Below are 17,809 nucleotides of genomic sequence, written 5' to 3' on the forward strand. Positions count from 1 at the left end.
AATACTTGATAATGAGTTGATTAATTGATAACTCAGCGACAGAGTTATTGCTGAGCCGGAGTGCATACGTTAACGCAGCGCCGGCAACAGCGAACCGGCCACGAACTATTGAAGATTAAATCAGCAGAGAAAGATTTTGTATCGCCCTCTGCTGATTTGTCAGAACCCTCTGGTTGACTTTTTTCCCTCGTTCAGTTCAAACAGATAGCCATCCGGGTCGGAGAAGTAGAGTTGCACAACGCCGTCGAAACGCACCTGCCGGTGGTAGGGCAGATTTTTAGCTTTTAGAAACGCTTCAGATTTATTGATGTCTTCAACAAACAGCGCATAGTGCGTGCCGTTCCGATCGTGGGTAATCTGTTCGGTACGTCCATCTAACAGGTGAATCTGCTGTCCATCGCCAATGTCGAACCAGGCGCGGGTAAGCTTCAGGTTTTCAGGCACTGGAATGGGTTTCAGTCCAAGTACATCGCGGTAAAATGCTGCGCTGGTTGGGATGTCTTTTACGTGAATACCCAGGTGATTATGGCGCATGATACCCAGGCTGCTCTGGCCGAATGAAACAACGGATGTTGTTAGGCTAAACACTGTCAGCCAATAGAATAACTGTTTTTTCATATTCATAAAAAGCATCAGGGAACCAAAACTACCCGATTTTGTCGCCCGGCGGGAGTTTCAACGGCCAGAATATACTGCCCTGCCGATACGCCCTGGAGGTTCAACGTTCGCGTATACTGTCCCGCTCTGAGCAAGGGTTCGGTCAGGTTTCGAACCGGTTGACCCAGCAGATTTGTAAGCGTAAGCGTAACGGGGCCTGTCTGATCAAGGCTAAAATCGACCCGCAGATTTTCGGTGGCTGGATTTGGGTAAATCCGCAGATTTGTCGGCTCTTGTTCATCAACCGCCGTAACGATGTTGGCCGCTTCGACGGTTTTCAGGATTCGGTTGCTGGGGTCAATGATTACGCCCGTCACTGGCCCACGGGCGGGAAGTAAAAACGTCTGCTCGGGCCGGTCGTTCAGAACCGTTACGGTTGTGTCGCCAGCCGTCGACTGAATCTGAAGCTGTACCGGCATGGTAAACAACGTTGGGTTAGTGCTGCCTGCACTGTTACGTTGGGTAAGCTGTACGGTAATAGTACTGGCCGACATTCCGGGCTGGATCGTGGCGCGGTAAACGGGATACCCCTCGCCGTAAATCCATTGTCTGAAGAAATACCCCAGATTCTGCCCGGATACCTGCTGAGCAATATTCTGAAAATCCTCCGTCACGGCTGTTCCGTAGGCTAAGCCCGGCGTAGCGGTATAGGTGCGTAGTATGCGGAAAAACAAACTGTCACCCACAACGCCCCGTAGCATATGCAGCACGGTAGCTCCTTTGGCGTAGCTACGGTTACTATTAAATATGTCTCCAAAATTGGTAATATCCTGCACATAGATGCTGCCCTGGGCATTGCGGGCGCGGGCCATGAAATTGTTCATGGTTGTCTGGTAGCCCGCAACCGAGCGAACCGACTCCACATACACCGCTTCGGCATACGATGCGAAGCCTTCATTTAGCCAGATATTCTGCCAGTCGCGGCAGGTGATTTTATCCCCGAACCACTGATGCGCCAATTCATGCGCGATTACAGCCGGAGTGAAGGCATTGGCTTCCATGGAACTGATGGTCTGGTGCTCCATACCGCCATTGCCCTGGCCAAACTGCGCATGACCATACTTCTCGCGCAGGAACGGATAGGGGCCAAACCGGTCGCTGAACAGTTGCAGCATGCCGGGCGTCAGATCCAGATTGGCTTTGACCTGGGGTAAGGTTTCCGGATAGAGGTAATGCGTAACCGGCATTGTCTGACCGGCATACGTAAAGGGCGTGTCGTACCGCTCGTAATTTGAGAGAGCTACCGAGATGAGGTACTGCGCAATGGGATAATGATTTCGCCACTGGTAGGTGCGAGTGCCGTCGGGGTTATCCGTTCTACTCTCGAGCGTTCCGTTCGACACCGATACAAACTGCGCCGGCGCCGTAATGCGCACGGCCGAGGAATCGGCTTTATCAGCGGGTGTATCCTTGCACGGGAACCAGTCAGGTGCGCCATAGGGTTCGCTCAGACTCCAGATCGACGGGTCGGTTGTGAACTCATGCCTGCTGAATCTGAAGCTGCCCAGGTCGCGGCTGTTGGGAACGCCCTGGTAGAAAACCGTTAGCGTCAACGCCTGGCCATTGGTCAGGGTTTGGGGGAGCGTAATGGCTAACCGGTTCTGCGCGTGCTGAAACGTTAGTCTCTGCGCGCCGACTTTTACCGAGTCTACCCGAAGCCCCTCGCCTGTAGTGGCAGTGGTTGAGTTCAAGTCCAGGAAGAAACTGCTGAGGTTCTCTGCTGTGCTTTTAAGGGCAATGGTTGCTACCCCGCGCAGGTAACTGGGCGTGTGCGTCAGGTAAAGATCGAGTCCGTAATACGTAACGTCAATAGTGGCGTCGCCGGGGTAGGCCAGCCGCGCTTTAGGATTGGTCGCCAGTCGCTCGAAGAAGCGTATTTTGCCCTGCTGACAGAACTGTCCGCCGTCGTCGGACTGCGCCAGGGTGAAATAGGGACACAGGAGAAGGATTACGTAGACAAAGCGCATGCGAACCAGACGTTTATGAAGGAGTTTTTGCGTGTCAGAACCAGGGGGCTGATACCAAAAAATAAACGTCCGAACCGCTCAAAAGTTATTCCTCAGCCGGTCGCGTTGCAGACTTGCTGGTCAGTTCTTCGGCCTGCGCTTTAATAGCTTCCAGCTTACGCTGTTCGGCTTCGGGGAGCTGAAGCTGCCAGTCCATCGAGCTGGCCAACTGATACATCATATACTGAATCTGATTGTTGGCAATTTTGGGCAGATCGCTCTGCATGGCCCGCTCGTTCATGGCCTGCTTGGCTTCCTCCAGAATCTGGGTGTAATCGGCACCGCTGAAGTGATTCAGAATACCAGCCTGAATGTCATAAAACCGGTAGTCTGTATCGATGGACAGCACCTCCGGCTCCGGAAACGATTCAATTACAAGTTTACGCTCACCAGTAACCGGCACCCGAAACCGTACTTTGGCGAAATCGAACCCCACCAGCACTTTCGATTTGGCAATGACCATGGCTTTTTTGGGGTCGTTCAACAGATAAAGAATCTTTTTCTGATCCTGATAATTGTAGATTTCCGAGAAGTAGCCCTCGGCCATCACAACCTTGAACACCTTTTCGATACGTTCCAGCAGGAGTACCGAATCACGCTGTACGTTCGTAATGCCTGAGCGTTTCTGAAGAAAGCTGGCCAAACCGATACCCCCGCCAGCGCCGACAAGAAGCAGTAATACGGTGGTTAAAAAATCCATTCGTGAGGGTTATGATTATCTGAATAACCGGCTTTTCGGCTGCTTTGTTGATACATAGAAAAAGGGGACGTAATGCCCCCTTTCTGTATAGACTGCAGATTGCGACTCGCGACTTACTTGGCGTAGGCTACGGCCCGCATCTCCCGAATGACCGTCACTTTGATCTGGCCGGGGTACTGCATTTCTTTTTCGATTTTCTGCGAAATTTCGTACGACAGAACACCCGCCCGCTCGTCGGAAACATGGTCAGCATCGACCATGATCCGCAACTCACGACCCGCCTGGATGGCGTAGCACTTGGTTACGCCGGGGAAATTACCGGCCAGTTCTTCGAGTTCTTTCAGTCGCCGGATATACGATTCCATCATTTCGCGACGTGCGCCCGGCCGCGAACCCGACACGGCGTCGCAAACCTGTACGATGGGCGAAATCATGCTCGTCATCTCGATTTCATCATGGTGCGCACCGATCGCGTTGATGACCTCCGGATTTTCTTTGTATTTCTTGGCCAGTTCCATGCCCAGAATCGCGTGGGGCAGTTCAGCTTCTTCGGGCCAGACCTTACCAATGTCGTGAAGCAATCCGGCGCGTTTGGCCAGCTTGGCGTTCAGGCCCAGTTCAGCAGCCATCGTCGCACAGAGTTTAGCTACCTCGCGGGAGTGCTGGAGCAGGTTCTGCCCGTAGCTCGACCGGAAGCGCATCCGCCCGATCATCTTAATCAGCTCGGGATGAAGGCCGTGAATGCCGAGGTCGATAACTGTCCGCTCGCCAATTTCGACGATTTCGTCTTCGATGTTCTTGCGGGTCTTGGCCACAATTTCTTCAATGCGGGCCGGGTGAATACGACCGTCCTGCACAAGCCGGTGCAGCGACAGCCGGGCAATCTCGCGCCGAACGGGATCAAAGCCCGAAATGATGATGGCTTCAGGTGTATCGTCCACGATGATTTCAACACCCGTAGCGGCTTCCAGCGCCCGGATATTACGACCTTCCCGACCAATTACTTTCCCCTTTACGTCGTCGGATTCGATGTTGAAGACCGACACGCAGTTTTCGATGGCGTGTTCAGTTGCCGTACGCTGAATGGTCTCAATAACGACTTTCTTGGCTTCCTTGGTAGCCGTCAGCTTGGCTTCTTCAACGATGTTCTTGATGTAGGAGGATGCCCGTGTTTCGGCTTCGGCTTTCAGGTTTTCAACAAGCTGTTCACGTGCCTGATCGGCCGACAGACCCGCAATTTTTTCGAGTTGAGAAACCTGGTCAGCCAGCATCCGATCGGCTTCCTGCTGACGCCGGTCTACTTCTTCGCGCCGTTTGTTGAGCGCTTCAATCTGCTGCGAAAGGCTGTTTTTCTGCTGCGCAATTTCGTTACGCTGCTGATTCAGTTCGCTCTCGCGGGTACGCTGCTGTTCGGCCTGCTGGTTGAGTTGCTGCTCGCGCTGCTTGAGTTTTGTTTCGTTCTGGAGGAGTAGATTTCGCTTCTGATTCGTCGTTTCTTCAAATTCAGACTTTAGTTTCAGGTACTTCTCTTTGGCCTCCAGCATCCGATCTTTCTTGATGGTCTCGGCCTGCAGCTCCGCATTTTTAAGAATGGCGGTTGCTTTTTCCTCTGCTTCCTGTTCGTGCTTCGCACGAACGCCCGCCATCATCTGGCGGCCAATTAATATGCCTATGCCACCCCCAGCAAGGGTAGCAAGAATCAATAACCAAACTGGAATGTCCATTGGACTATATCGTTAGGGTTGAACAAATGAATTATCAACCTGCCGCGATACGAGCTCACTGAACGTCAACTCAGACTAATAGGGGGTGGAGAACCACCATTTTCTACGTTGTAATGGCCGACGTAACGACCTGATCTAATTGAGTTATTTTGTCAAACACCATTTGTTGTAATCGTTGCATTTTCCGTTCTCCTCTGAGGTGATTAACCAGACAGTCGAAGGCAATCATTGCCAGAGCGTTTTGCGTATCCGTAACGCCCATTTCGCGGTATTGCTTCAGTTGATCCTGAATCAGCTTGGCGGCTTCGCGCACAATGGCCTCTGACTCCGACTCTACCGTCATGGGGTAAAACCGATCGGCAATCTTGACGCGAATTGACAGTTCTTCCATCGCTGCGGTCGACTCAGATAGGGCCAGAGCCCCGGAGCCAATTTGGGTTTATGACAAACTACTCAAGTGAGCAATACACCGTTCCAGGTCCCGGATATACTCGTCGAGTTGTTGTTTTAATTCAGCATTCGTATCTGTACCAGACAGATTGTCTTTTACAAGTTTACCAAAATCTTTCGACTTTGTTGTATTTTTTTCTGATTCCTCCTGTTTTCTCTGTAACTGCTTTATCTGGTCCTGTTGTTCCTTTAGCTTCTTATTCAGTTCAGAGTTTGTCTTTTCCAGATCTTTTATCCGTCGCTTTGCATCATCACAAATAACCTTCAGCACCCCGACCTTGCGTTCGAGCTGCTCCATGAAGTCGTTAAATCGATGCTCGTTGTACACGGGTAAACTCACTGGCTGAGTCAATCTGCCGACTGATTTGCCAGCTTATTGAACGGTCAAGGATGAACTAACAATTACTTTCGGATAACGGCTCCCAAGTCCCGCTCGAAGACGCTCATCAGCCGCTGCATGGTTTTTTCAATGGTCGCGTCGGTCAGCGTCTGGCCTGGGTCCTGCAGTGTAAAACTTACTGAATACGCCTTTTTACCTCCGCCAAGATTCTCTCCTTCGTAAACATCGAAAATATTTACTGAACGTAATAGTTTTCGCTCGGTCTGGTGAGCCAGCCGGTTGATCTGCTCAAACGTAACGGCCTTATCAAGAACGAGCGACAGGTCGCGCCGAACTTCCGGGAAACGCGGCACTTCCTCGTAGCGGGTTTTGGCGCTGGTCTGCTTCAACAGGAATGCCCAATCGAAGTCAGCGTAGAAGACCGGCTGCTTCAGGTCGACCAGTCTGGTCAGGTTTGGATGCACCAGCCCCAGGCTGACCAGCGGTTTCTTATTGACGATGTACGTCAGACCGTACTGAAACAGGGTTGAATCAGCGGGCTGCGTTTCAACCGTTTTGACCCGGAACAAATTCAGCACGCGCTGCACGGCCGTAGCCAGATCATGAAAGGCGACGGGCTGACTTTTCTGCAGCCAGCTTTCGGCCTGTTGGTTGCCAACCATTGCCAGACTCAGGCGCATCTGCTCAACGTATCTGGTTGTGCCGTCTTCCTGCTGATCTTTCCGATACACCTTACCGAACTCAAACGTTTTCAGGTCTTTCTGCCGACGGTTGATGTTATACAGCAGGGTTTCCAGGGCCGAGAACAAGAGCGTCTGGCGCATTACGGACAATTCGTCGCTGAGCGGATTGAGCAGCGTTACGTCGGCCCCCGACAGGGTCGGACGGATGGCGTCATTGTAGGCCGGTCGGGTGAGCGATAGCGTCAGGATTTCGTAGAAACCATTGGCCGCCATTAGTTGGCCGACGCGGCTCTGCCACTGATCCGGGTCGGTTTTCGGGAACTCCGACAGAGATTCGGCCGACAGGTTCGTCGAGAGTGGGATGCTATCCAGCCCGTATATCCGCAGAATTTCTTCAATTACGTCGGCTTCGCGCGTTACGTCGACGCGGTAGGGCGGCACCACCGCCACGAAGCTATCCGGCGACTGCTCATCGGCCTGAATATCGAGTGCATTGAGAATCCGGTGAATCTCGGTGCGATCAATCTGAATACCAATCAGCCGGTCAATGTTCCGATAGCGCACCAGGACCCGGAAGGGTTCAATCGGGCTGGGGTACAGATCGGTTACGTCGGAGGTAACCGTTCCGCCAGCAATCGCCTGAATCAGCAAGGCGGCCCGTTTGAGCGCGTAGACAGGCATGTTCGGGTCCGTTCCGCGCTCGAACCGGAACGAAGCGTCCGTTTTGAGGCCGTGGTGCTGCGCCGTCCGGCGAACCGATGTAGGCGAAAAATAGGCCGATTCCAGGAAGATGCGGGTTGTCTGGCTCGTTACGCCCGAATTCTGTCCGCCGAACACGCCCGCAATGCACATGGGCTTCCCGGCATCGCAGATCATCAGGTCGGTGGCCGTCAGTTTGCGCTCTATCCCGTCGAGCGTTACAAAGGGCGTACCCTCGGCAACGGTTTTCACAATCACCTGTCCGCCCGTAATCTTGTCGGCGTCGAAGGCGTGCAGCGGCTGACCGAGGTCATGGCAGACGTAGTTCGTTACGTCCACGATGTTGTTGATCGGGTTGAGACCAATGGCCAGCAGCCGTTGTTTAAGCCAGTCGGGCGATTCGCCAACGGTTAGGCCGCTAATCGTCAGGCCACTGTAGCGGGGGCAGGCGGCTCTGTCTTCCACCCGAACGTCCAGCGTCAGGCTGGTATCGTTTACGGTGAATGCCTCGATCGAAGGCATCCGCAGCGGACGGTTCAGAACGGCTTTTAGATCGCGGGCCGTACCAAAATGAGAAGCTGCGTCGATTCGGTTGGGGGTTAGCCCAATAGCGATCTGATAGTCGGCTTCGAGATTGAAATAGCGGGCGGCAGGGGTGCCGTTGGGCAGGTCGGTATCCAGAACCATAATCCCGGCATGCGACGTACCTAAGCCGATCTCATCTTCGGCGCAGATCATCCCTTCAGATGCCGCCCCGCGAATTTTGGCTTTTTTGATCTGGAACGGCTCGGCGGGGGTACCGGTGCTGGACGCAGGATGCAGCGTAGCCCCCACGAGCGCGACAATGACTTTCTGGCCAGCCGCTACGTTGGGTGCGCCACAGACAATAGGCAGCGGCTGTTCGGCCCCTACATCCACCGTCGTCAGGCTTAGTTTGTCGGCGTCGGGGTGTTTGGTGCAGGTCAGCACCTCGCCAATGACAACGCCTTCCAGCCCGCCCGGAACAGCGTCGATCTTTTCAATTCCTTCTACTTCCAAACCCGTGCCGGTCAGCAGTTTGCCAACTTCTTCGGGCGATTCGGGTAACTCAATGAACTCTTGTAACCATTTATAGGAAACTTCCATACGGCGGCAATGCAGGTAAAAGAAGGCAAAGATAGCAGGCTATGCGCAGTAGGCAGTAGGCAATTGAGAGAAAAAGCATCGAGCTATTACTCGTGCGCTACGTAGCGTTCACCCGCCCGCACCGCCACCGGGAGTGTGTTTTCGGCGGGGGGAAGCGGGCAGCTATACGTCGGATTATATGCACAGTAGGGGTTGTAGGCGGCATTAAAATCCAGCAGTACGCGATTGTCGGCCATGTTTGCCGGATCAATATCGAGGTAGCGGCCTCCGCCATAGGTTTCCTTCCCCGAAGTGGCATCGCGGAACAGAATCGAGTAATTATCCTCAAGTTTTACGATCAGGAGCCGGCAGGCTTCGTCGTTGAGACTGAACACGGCGTGGGCAAATTTATCATACACTTCCTCGCTGCCGTCGCTCATGCGAACCACGAGCTTCTGCGTCTTGTCGGCGAATGGCTCCAGCCGGGCTACGACGCGGTAGGATGGGTCAGGTGCAAAATAGGCGAGCCCTTTGAAATTGCTCCTATCGGGCAGGGGTGACGTGTCTCCGGTCCGGAACGATTCGTCTTTCTTCTGCCGCTCCTGCTCGACCTGCTGGCGATAGGCGGCTGGATCGACAGACGCATCAAGACCACCCGCCGAGGTCCCGTTACTGCTGTCAAAAAAAGCATAATACAGAATGACGAGCGCGAGCAGAACCAGACCGGCGAGGAAGAATTTATTCTTAACCATAACGATAAAAAGACGATCAGCAAAAGTAGAGGATTGACAACAATCAGTCCAACTCTCTTTGTTTACGGGTGCTGCGCTTTTAAGTTTTCCTATATTTGGTATTGTTTCGCTTATGTTCATACGTAGCTCTGACTGAATGGCTTATTTGCACGAATTGAAGACCTATGCCTCAGATCGTGGTACTCTGACGGTATTGGAAAACCTAATGCCTGGCACGATTCAACGCGTATTTTATATTCACGGAGCTGGTTCATCGCCCCGGGCGGGGCACCGACACCAGCGGGCCTGGAATGCGCTGGTTTGCCTGAGCGGCCATTGCCGGGTGTATAGCCATAATGGCCGGGAAGAAATAACGTATATTTTGTCTGATCCGCAGCAATGTCTGGTTCTGGAGCCGGAAGACTGGCACATCACTGACAGATTCTCGGCGGATGCTATCCTGCTCGTGGTGTCGAATGAGGCATACGACCGGGCGGAGTATATTTATGAGCCGTATTCCAATAGCCAATACGTCTATGAACCGGCGCTGGCCCACCTGGAATGATTCCATTTCTTGAGTTGAGCCGCGTAAACCAGCCGCATGAGGAACGTATCCGGCTGGCTATGAATCGGGTCATGGAATCGGGCTGGTATGTGCTTGGTCGGGAGGTAAGCGCTTTTGAAGAACAATTTGCCCGCCTTTGCGGTGTCCGCCAGTGCATTGGCGTTGGCAATGGCCTCGATGCCCTGACGCTGGTGCTAAAAGCATGGAATTTTCCGCCCGGCAGCGAAGTTATCGTACCGGCGAATACCTACATCGCTTCGGCGCTGAGCGTTACGCTGGCCGGGCTGACGCCCGTCTGGGTAGAGCCGGACCCGCACACATACCTGCTCGATCCGGCCCGTATCGAAGCCGCCATTACGTCCCGAACGAAAGCGATTCTGGCAGTGCATTTATATGGTCGCTGTTGCGAGATGGACCCAATCAATACCCTGGCGCAGCAGCACGGACTGAACATTCTCGAAGATGCCGCGCAGGCGCATGGTGCCCTGTATCATTCCGCTACGTCGGTGACGCGTCTGGCTGGTAGCCTCGGCGACGCGTCTGGCTGGAGCTTTTACCCCAGCAAAAACCTTGGTGCCCTGGGCGATGCCGGAGCCGTTACGACCAACGACGACCAACTGGCCGACCGGTTGCGGGCGTTACGTAATTACGGTTCTATTCAGAAGTACGTGAACGAGTATCCGGGCCATAACAGCCGCTTAGATGAGCTACAGGCCGCTGTCCTGTCGGCCAAACTTCCATTCCTGGCCACTGAGAATGCCCGGCGCCGGACGCTGGTCCGGCTGTACCTAACAGGTATTACGAACCCGGCCGTGACGCTGCCCCCGGCCGATCGGATTGACCTGGATGTCTGGCATCTGTTTGTAATTCGGCATTCCCGACGCGATGAACTGCGGGCGTTTCTGTCCGGGCGAGGGATAGGAACAGAGATTCATTACCCGATTCCACCGCATCGGCAGGAGGCTTACGCAGCTTATAAACACCAATCGCTGCCTGTTTCGGAACAACTGCATCGGGAAGTGCTCAGCCTGCCCCTTAACCCGGCCCTGACCGATGAAGAAGTAAGGTATATTTGCGATGCCGTCAATCAGTTTGCGCCGTGCTGAGCAACATGAGAACCCGTTGATTCGAACCCCATTCGGTTATTCGCTGTTCAATACGCGGAAAAGGACAGGCATAAGCCCAACCGGAAGGATCGGTTCGTTTCTGTACCTTTACCGATCTTACTGATTACCTTGTATGTTCACTGGCATTGTTGAAACCACCGGCCTTGTTGCCGGGATTGAGTCTGAGGGTACCAATCTTACGTTCCGCATTGAGTCGTCGCTGGCGGCCGAGCTTAAGATTGACCAGAGCGTTAGCCATAACGGCGTCTGCCTGACCGTAACGAGCGTAGCCGATGGCAGTTACACGGTTACGGCGGTCGACGAAACGCTCAAAAAAACGAATCTGGGCCGGGTTCAGGTCGGCGACCGCGTTAACCTCGAACGCTGCATGCCCGCCAATGGCCGGTTTGATGGACATATTGTGCAGGGACACGTTGACCAGACCGGCATCTGTACGCAGGTGCAGGATATGAACGGGAGCTGGCTCTTTGATTTTCAGTATGATCCGGCAGACGGTAATTCCGATTCGGCGGGTAACGTAACGGTCGAAAAAGGATCTATTTGTATCAACGGCGTCAGTTTAACCGTTTTTAACTCGCGCGACGATAGCTTCCGGGTGACCATTATTCCGTACACTTACGAGCATACGAGTTTTCGGGACCTGAAGCCCGGCGATGTCGTTAATCTTGAATTTGATATCGTCGGCAAGTACATTAAAAAAATGCTGGCGGGGTATCGGTAAGCGCTTTCAGATTCTGCTACTTTTGCCCACTAATCACTGTACCACCTGAATGGCTAAAATCAGCACCCGATCCTTCTTTGACCTGCTGATTCAGATTGGCATTATCGTAGCCTTCGTGGCTGCCTTGTTTCTGGGATTCTTTTTTATTTACCTACCCTATACGACTAATCACGGCCAGACCATCACCGTACCGGATGTTTCCAAGCTGAGCCTCGACGAAATGCGGAATATCCTGTCCGACCGCGATTTACGGTACGAGGTCAGCGACTGCACCTTCGTGGCTGGGGCGCAGCCGCTGACGGTGATTCAGCAATACCCGAGGGCCAACTCGAAGGTAAAGGAAGGGCGTAAGATTTACGTCACCATCACCAAACGCATGGCGCCTATGGTATCGATGCCGAACCTGGTCAGTATGATTGACCGGAGTGCGGCCCTGATGCTGCGGTCGCTCGGTCTGGAAGAAGGCGAACGCACGTACGTACCCGACGTTGCCAAGAACTCGGTCCTGCGCCAACTCTATAACGGTAAGGAAATTGCGCCGGGCACTCCCATTCCAAAAGGCTCGCGGATTGATCTGGAAGTAGGCGACGGGCTGGGGAATACGATGTTTGAAATTCCAAACGTTGTAGGGTTACCGCTCGACGAAGCCAAACCGGCCATTCGGGGCGTCAACCTGAAAGTGGGTACGGTAATCTCCGTCGACGATCCCGAAAAAGAAGTCGGAACGGTGGTTCGGCAACGACCCGAAGCCCGGCCGGGCGAACGTATCCGCGTTGGCGAAACGATGGATCTGTGGGTAGTTGGGCCGGTTGAGCCGGATCAATAAACCTATATCCGGTAGCCCTAATCGAATGACATCAACTTTGTTTATCTGGCCACGGCGAGCGGATATCCGCCGGTTTCTGGGCAGCTTTGTGCTGGGGCTGGCCTGGCTAATCGGTACGGCAGCAGAGGCACAAACGCCGTTAAACCTGCCCTTCTTCGACGATTTTTCGACCGCGTCGGGCCGGCTCGGTCTCGATCAGCCCGATCCTTCCCGCTGGCAGCCGGGCAGTGGCGTTTATATCAACAACACACTGGCCGTTAACCAGCCGACCGTGAATGTGGCTTCGTTCGACGGACTCCGGGCGAACGGCCTGCCGTATACCCAGAATAATCAATTTTCTCAGGGTTATACCGACACACTTGCATCGCGCCCGATAAACCTGGCGGGCCTGACGGCTGCCGATTCGGTCTACCTGAGCTTTTACTGGCAGATTCGCGGTCTGGGCGAAGCACCCGACCCCGGCGACTCGTTGACGCTGCAATTTCTGGATCGGACCGGCGCGTGGCAAACGGTCTGGCGCGTGGAGGGCGGTGCGCCCAATAACAATTTTCCGCAGGTCTTTATCCCGCTGCGAAACACCAATTACTTTCACGCCGGATTTGCGTTCCGGTTTCGCTCCTACGGTCGGGAATCGGGGCCGTTTGATACGTGGAATCTCGACTACATTTACCTAAATAAGGGTCGGCGACTGAACGATCGGTTCGTGAAGGACGTAGCGGTCCGTCAGGCGCTCAGCCCGCTGCTCAAACGCTATACGGCCATGCCGTTGTCGCAGTATCTGGTGAATCCGGCGGCTGAAACCGCCGATTCGGTCACGACGGAGATCGTCAACCTGTTCAATAACTTCAACTTTACAACCTTTCGGTTTACGGTGCGGGATGAAGTATCCGGCCGGCTAGTTCAGGATTCTCCGCAAAATTCATCCGTCCTGATCCAGTCGCTTAGCTCGCAGCGTAAAAGTGTTCAGCCAGCGCCTGTTTCGGGATTCGGTACGGGCGCAAGAGCCGTTTTACGGTATAAGTTCGATCTGCTGACAACCGACGATCAGAACCCGTCGATTCCCGGCGTTAACCTGCGGCAGAACGACACCGTATCGGCGCAGGCCGTACTGGATGATTATTATGCCTACGACGACGGAACCTGGGAGTTTGGTTTGCAGATTGGGCAGCGTGAACGGGTTGCCGTGCGGTTTGTGCTCAACAAGCCCGACGTAGTGGCAGGCGTTCGGGCGAGCATTGTGCCGTTTCGGACAAATCAGAGCGGTCAGCCGTTTGTCATCACTGTATACAGCAACACCAGAGGACGCCCCGGCAACGCCATTTACCAGAAATCCTTCGCGACTCAATACCCGACGACCCGAAATGGCTTTGTTACGTTCCTGTTCGATAGAGGAGTGTCTGTCACCGACACTTTTTACGTAGGGTATCAGCAGGTCAGCGCCAGCGATACGACGCTGTTACGCTTAGGGTTTGACAAGAACAGCCCGTTTGGGCGGCAGATTTTTTACAATGGCGGCAGTAACTGGGACCAGAACCAGAGCTCACCGGCTTTGAACCTTCAGGGCGCGTTCATGCTGCGGCCCATTATGGGTGGGCAGGTTAGCGGAGTCGTTACTGCTACGCCCGAGCCCGAAGCGTTGGCTTCGCTGCAGGTGTATCCGAACCCAACAACCGGTCTGATTCGCTGGGAGAACCCCCGGCTTAGCCGCCTTGAAGTGATTGCACCGAGTGGCCGTTTAGTGCAGACGCTCGAACCAAGTCGCGGTCAGCAAACGTTAGACCTGAGTTATCTGCCCGATGGGTTGTATCTGCTCCGGCTTTTCGAGCGGGAGCGGGCCGTGGTGCAGAAAATCATTATTCAACATTAACCGGCTTAGGGGCCGTCAGGCATCCAGATCATAAACCAAAACCAGCTATGGATATTACCGTACAGGAGTTGAAAGAGCGGCTCGACAAGGGCGAAAAACTGAATCTAATCGACGTTCGGGAGCCGAACGAATACGAAGCCGACAACATCGGCGCAACGCTCATTCCATTGGGTGACCTTCCGTACCGCATCGACGAACTCGATGGGCTGCAGGATGAGGAAGTAATCGTTCACTGCCGGTCGGGTGCGCGTAGCGCGCGGGCGCAGCAGTACCTCGAAGAAAACGGGTTCAATAATGTCCGCAACGTCACGGGCGGCATGCTGGCTTACCGGGCTCAGTAAAACCACGCGACCGATCAGCCGTAACCTATCAGCAAAAGATGGGTTACGGCTGAGCTTTTATCAGTAGGGCTAAAATCCCGTCGTCATCCTCCGGACCGAACCAGTGATAGTCCCCCTGATTGTGAAACCAGGTAAGCTGTCGTTTGGCGTAACGTCGCGAGTTGCGTTTAAGCAGACGGACCATTTCATCGTACCCGTAAGCGCCATCGAGGTACGGAAACACCTCCTGGTAGCCAACCGTTTGCAGAGCCGATAACTGACGGTAGGGCAGAAGCGACCGGACTTCCTCAACCAGACCGCCCGCCAGCATCGCATCCATCCGGGAGTCGATGCGGGCGTATAGCTCAGCGCGTGGCCGGTCGAGTGCAACCAGCACCGACCGAAAAGGACGTTCTACCGTCTGCTGCCGACGAAAGGACGAAAAAGGTTGCCCCGACGTCAGACAAACTTCCAGCGCCCGAAGAACCCGGACCGGATTTTGCAGATCGGCCGTTCGCGCGTACTGGGGGTCAAGTTGCCATAACTCGGCCCGGAGCGTATCTAATCCTTCCGTTTGCCAGCGTAAGCGTAATTGTTCGCGTAATGCAGAATTTGCGGGGGGCATATCATCCAGCCCGAAGCATACGGCGTTGATATACAGGCCCGTGCCACCTGATAGAATAACCACTTCGTTTTTGCGGAACAGATCATCCAGCAGGGCAAGGCACTCTCGTTCGTAACGTCCGGCGTTTACGGCATCTGTAATGGAGTGTGAGTTGATGAAATGATGAGGTATGCCGTCCATCTCGGCCTCAGTGGGTTTGGCGGTGCCAATCGTCAGTTCGCGATAGAGTTGTCTGGAGTCGGCCGATACTATATCGGTCTGGAGCCGTTTGGCCAGGCGAACACAAAGAGTTGTTTTTCCCACAGCCGTTGGGCCGGCTACCACGAGCAATGTTTTCAAAACAGACGTATAACGGTGATCAGTGCGCAAAAATACGGTCTTTTATGTCGCTGTAGGTGATGCTGGCAGATGCCCGGACCGTTGCATAAATTGAACTAATCCAGAAGGCCGCACTGGCAACTGTTTAGTTATCTGATTATTGATGCTCTGATTACAGGAAGAATAGTATCGAATCTTAGAACTCATCGGTGCTTAATTTAGATGACCACCGTAGAGTTCTTACGCTGATAGCCGCCGACAATCCAATCCGACAGCTTGCAGGATTGAATAACCAGATCGGGCTTGCGTAAGCTGATTTTTCCAAAAGTGTTTTCCAATGAAGAAACAGTAGAGGAGTGAATCAACTTATTTAATAAATTAATAAATTTTTATGTTTTCATATTAATATAGTGTTTAGGTTCCCTCCCTTATGCTATTGGACTCATCAGCCATGAACCAACCCATTCGCGTCCATAAACCAGTGGATATGTCGCAACTGGTTATAAAAAGAACATTGGATATTATATGCGGCAAGTGGCGCCTGTATATCATCTTTCAGCTAAGCGAGAAAGCCCGCCGATACGGTGAACTACGCCGGATGATTCCCGATGTCAGTGAAAAGGTTTTGGTCCAGGAGCTCAAGGCGCTGGTTGAGCTTGGGGTCTTGCAAAAAACATCGTTTGGTGAGATGCCGCCCCGCGTTGAATACGGTCTGACTAAAAAAGGCCAGCAGGTGTTACCTATCTTATCGCAGCTACCAACCGTCGGCGAAACCTTTCTCGATTCCTGATGGACTAACTATTTTTGAATTCGTGTCGTTATTCTTCCGAATAATAGATCTGAATTCGATGCGAATAGGGCTTGGCAGTATGCTGGTAGGTGCTTTGTGGCTGGCGAAAGCTGGGTACGGCCGGCCCGGATTTGACCACCCTGCCCCGGATGCCGTTCAACCAATTCAGACCATTATTACTGCTGATTTTTCTAAAGTACACTATCAAAAGCTGCTTCGGTTCAATATTTATTCGTTTCATGTGACCGCTACGGATAGCGGAGCGGTACGCAACTTACGATTTAAAGCGTACCGGGGCGCTTTATTGTTAACCAATTTCCAGACGCGCGTCGATGGTGCCGTCGTAGGGGCTGAAGTAGCCGATCTGGACGGTAACCGGTATCCTGAGCTCTACGTTTACAGTTCCAGCGAAGGTAGTGGTTCTTTCGGGCGCGTATATGGGTGGCAGTTTTTGGCCGAACGTAAAGCTGATATTTCGGCCGTCAACTGGCAGTCTATGGGCGAAGGCTACATGGGCCATGATAGCCTGTGGGTGGAGCGTACAGTGCTGTGTCGTAAGTTCCCGGTCTACCGGCCCGGTGATGTAAACGCCCGCCCAACCGGTGGCCAACGGATGGTACGTTACCGGCTCAGAACCTTCAAACAAGGATTTGTTCTAATGGCTGACTAATAGGTTAGTCAATAAACTTCGCGGCCCGGTCCTGAGAATCTCCTGGATCGGGCCGCGTGATTTTAAATTAGGCAGAATCAATTAAAAAACCTTCAAACCCAGTGAGACGGTTGCAATTCCGAGGAAACCGGTAATATTTTTATCGCGATAAACGCCACCGACCGGTATCGCATATCGCACATCAATATCCAGAAACCGAACCGGCGAGATTCCTACACCTAATTCGAGGGCGTAGGTAAAATCTTTTACTTCCAGGTTCTGTGCTTCGTATTTATTCAGCAGGTTGGTGGTGCTGGTCGTGGCCGGTATTTCTGTTTGTGGAAAGCCAATAGTCGCGTTTCCATTAATCTGGCCGGTATTCGTACGGGTCGCTTCGGCTTTCTGTACGAAGATAAAATTCGGGCCGACATAACCACGTAATTTCCCATCCAGCCAGCGTTTCCCAATCAGGACCGGTACATTAATGGCCTCCAGAACGGATTCCGACGTAACGTTGAGGGTCGCGTTTATCAGGCCGGGCTGCACCGAAACAGGCAGCGCATTCGCCAGGGCCGGGTTGGCGTTGATGTCGAGCGTAACGTTGGTTTTCTGCTTCAGGACGAAGCGGTTATACGTCACTTCGGCCTGAATGAAAAACGACGAAAAGTTTTTTCTCGCCCACAGGCCGCCCGTGTAGCCGTACCCTATGCCGTTGTTATCGTTTTGGAGTTTTGGAACCTCTACGCTGGTATTGCGCACCGAAAAAGCCGGAATGACCGTGTAGCCGTGGGTGAACGTTCCGCCCCCTTTAATACCAAATTCCAGACTGCGGGCGGGCGTTTGCGCCAATACGACCGAGGTGCTCAGAGCGAACAGAGCGGCCAGAGAAAGTTTGCTTAATTTCATG

General features: G+C 53.4%; 18 protein-coding genes. 8 read left to right on the forward strand and 10 right to left on the reverse strand.

Annotated features, from left to right (window positions below):
- Window positions 1-159: 159 nt before the first annotated feature.
- The 8 genes from HNV11_RS05210 to HNV11_RS05245 form a co-directional block, all read right to left on the reverse strand.
- Complete coding sequence (locus HNV11_RS05210; RefSeq protein ID WP_171738661.1) at window positions 160-618, reverse strand: VOC family protein; 459 nt, start codon at window positions 616-618, stop codon at window positions 160-162.
- A gap of 14 nt (window positions 619-632) precedes the next feature.
- Window positions 633-2,624 (reverse strand): M1 family aminopeptidase, encoded by a 1,992-nt coding sequence (locus HNV11_RS05215; protein ID WP_171738662.1) that lies wholly within the window; start codon window positions 2,622-2,624, stop codon window positions 633-635.
- 85 nt (window positions 2,625-2,709) lie between these two features.
- Window positions 2,710-3,363 carry a DUF4230 domain-containing protein gene (locus HNV11_RS05220; RefSeq protein ID WP_171738663.1) on the reverse strand — a complete coding sequence of 218 codons (654 nt, stop codon included), beginning with the start codon at window positions 3,361-3,363 and terminating at the stop codon, window positions 2,710-2,712.
- Window positions 3,364-3,476: 113 nt separating this feature from the next.
- Window positions 3,477-5,087 (reverse strand): ribonuclease Y, encoded by a 1,611-nt coding sequence (gene rny / locus HNV11_RS05225; protein ID WP_171738664.1) that lies wholly within the window; start codon window positions 5,085-5,087, stop codon window positions 3,477-3,479.
- Between the two features lie 103 nt (window positions 5,088-5,190).
- Window positions 5,191-5,478, reverse strand: coding sequence for a cell division protein ZapA (locus HNV11_RS05230; RefSeq protein WP_171738665.1), 288 nt, complete (start codon window positions 5,476-5,478; stop codon window positions 5,191-5,193).
- Window positions 5,479-5,526: 48 nt separating this feature from the next.
- Window positions 5,527-5,835 carry a hypothetical protein gene (locus HNV11_RS05235; protein WP_240163779.1) on the reverse strand — a complete coding sequence of 103 codons (309 nt, stop codon included), beginning with the start codon at window positions 5,833-5,835 and terminating at the stop codon, window positions 5,527-5,529.
- A 104-nt stretch (window positions 5,836-5,939) separates the two neighbouring features.
- Window positions 5,940-8,384, reverse strand: a complete 2,445-nt coding sequence (gene pheT / locus HNV11_RS05240; protein WP_171738666.1) for a phenylalanine--tRNA ligase subunit beta — start codon at window positions 8,382-8,384, stop codon at window positions 5,940-5,942.
- Window positions 8,385-8,470: 86 nt separating this feature from the next.
- A complete protein-coding gene (locus HNV11_RS05245; protein WP_171738667.1) occupies window positions 8,471-9,115 on the reverse strand; it encodes a DUF1684 domain-containing protein in 645 nt (214 codons plus the stop codon).
- Window positions 9,116-9,251: 136 nt separating this feature from the next.
- Here HNV11_RS05245 and HNV11_RS05250 point away from each other — a divergent pair, with 136 nt between their 5' ends.
- The 6 genes from HNV11_RS05250 to HNV11_RS05275 all read left to right on the forward strand — a co-directional run bounded on the left by HNV11_RS05250 (window position 9,252) and on the right by HNV11_RS05275 (window position 14,541).
- Complete coding sequence (locus HNV11_RS05250) at window positions 9,252-9,659, forward strand: sugar 3,4-ketoisomerase (RefSeq protein ID WP_171738668.1); 408 nt, start codon at window positions 9,252-9,254, stop codon at window positions 9,657-9,659.
- Window positions 9,656-10,765: a DegT/DnrJ/EryC1/StrS family aminotransferase gene (locus HNV11_RS05255; RefSeq protein ID WP_171738669.1), complete on the forward strand. Its 1,110-nt coding sequence runs from the start codon at window positions 9,656-9,658 to the stop codon at window positions 10,763-10,765. Before HNV11_RS05250 ends, HNV11_RS05255 begins: the two co-directional genes overlap by 4 nt.
- A gap of 133 nt (window positions 10,766-10,898) precedes the next feature.
- Window positions 10,899-11,507 carry a riboflavin synthase gene (locus tag HNV11_RS05260; protein WP_171738670.1) on the forward strand — a complete coding sequence of 203 codons (609 nt, stop codon included), beginning with the start codon at window positions 10,899-10,901 and terminating at the stop codon, window positions 11,505-11,507.
- Window positions 11,508-11,556: 49 nt separating this feature from the next.
- Window positions 11,557-12,333 (forward strand): PASTA domain-containing protein, encoded by a 777-nt coding sequence (locus HNV11_RS05265; RefSeq protein WP_171738671.1) that lies wholly within the window; start codon window positions 11,557-11,559, stop codon window positions 12,331-12,333.
- 25 nt (window positions 12,334-12,358) lie between these two features.
- Window positions 12,359-14,200, forward strand: a complete 1,842-nt coding sequence (locus tag HNV11_RS05270) for a T9SS type A sorting domain-containing protein (RefSeq protein WP_171738672.1) — start codon at window positions 12,359-12,361, stop codon at window positions 14,198-14,200.
- Between the two features lie 47 nt (window positions 14,201-14,247).
- Complete coding sequence (locus HNV11_RS05275) at window positions 14,248-14,541, forward strand: rhodanese-like domain-containing protein (protein WP_171738673.1); 294 nt, start codon at window positions 14,248-14,250, stop codon at window positions 14,539-14,541.
- Between the two features lie 43 nt (window positions 14,542-14,584).
- Here HNV11_RS05275 and miaA read toward each other — a convergent pair whose 3' ends face one another.
- Window positions 14,585-15,484, reverse strand: coding sequence for a tRNA (adenosine(37)-N6)-dimethylallyltransferase MiaA (gene miaA / locus HNV11_RS05280; protein WP_171738674.1), 900 nt, complete (start codon window positions 15,482-15,484; stop codon window positions 14,585-14,587).
- A gap of 430 nt (window positions 15,485-15,914) precedes the next feature.
- Here miaA and HNV11_RS05285 point away from each other — a divergent pair, with 430 nt between their 5' ends.
- Together HNV11_RS05285 and HNV11_RS05290 are read left to right on the forward strand one after the other, a co-directional pair.
- A complete protein-coding gene (locus HNV11_RS05285) occupies window positions 15,915-16,253 on the forward strand; it encodes a winged helix-turn-helix transcriptional regulator (RefSeq protein ID WP_240163780.1) in 339 nt (112 codons plus the stop codon).
- Between the two features lie 58 nt (window positions 16,254-16,311).
- Window positions 16,312-16,923, forward strand: a complete 612-nt coding sequence (locus tag HNV11_RS05290; protein ID WP_171738676.1) for a hypothetical protein — start codon at window positions 16,312-16,314, stop codon at window positions 16,921-16,923.
- An 81-nt stretch (window positions 16,924-17,004) separates the two neighbouring features.
- Here HNV11_RS05290 and HNV11_RS05295 read toward each other — a convergent pair whose 3' ends face one another.
- A complete protein-coding gene (locus HNV11_RS05295; protein ID WP_171738677.1) occupies window positions 17,005-17,808 on the reverse strand; it encodes an outer membrane beta-barrel protein in 804 nt (267 codons plus the stop codon).
- Window position 17,809 lies beyond the last annotated feature (1 nt).

Origin of the sequence: Spirosoma taeanense, from assembly GCF_013127955.1 — a bacterium.
In the GTDB taxonomy this organism is placed as follows: domain Bacteria; phylum Bacteroidota; class Bacteroidia; order Cytophagales; family Spirosomataceae; genus Spirosoma; species Spirosoma taeanense.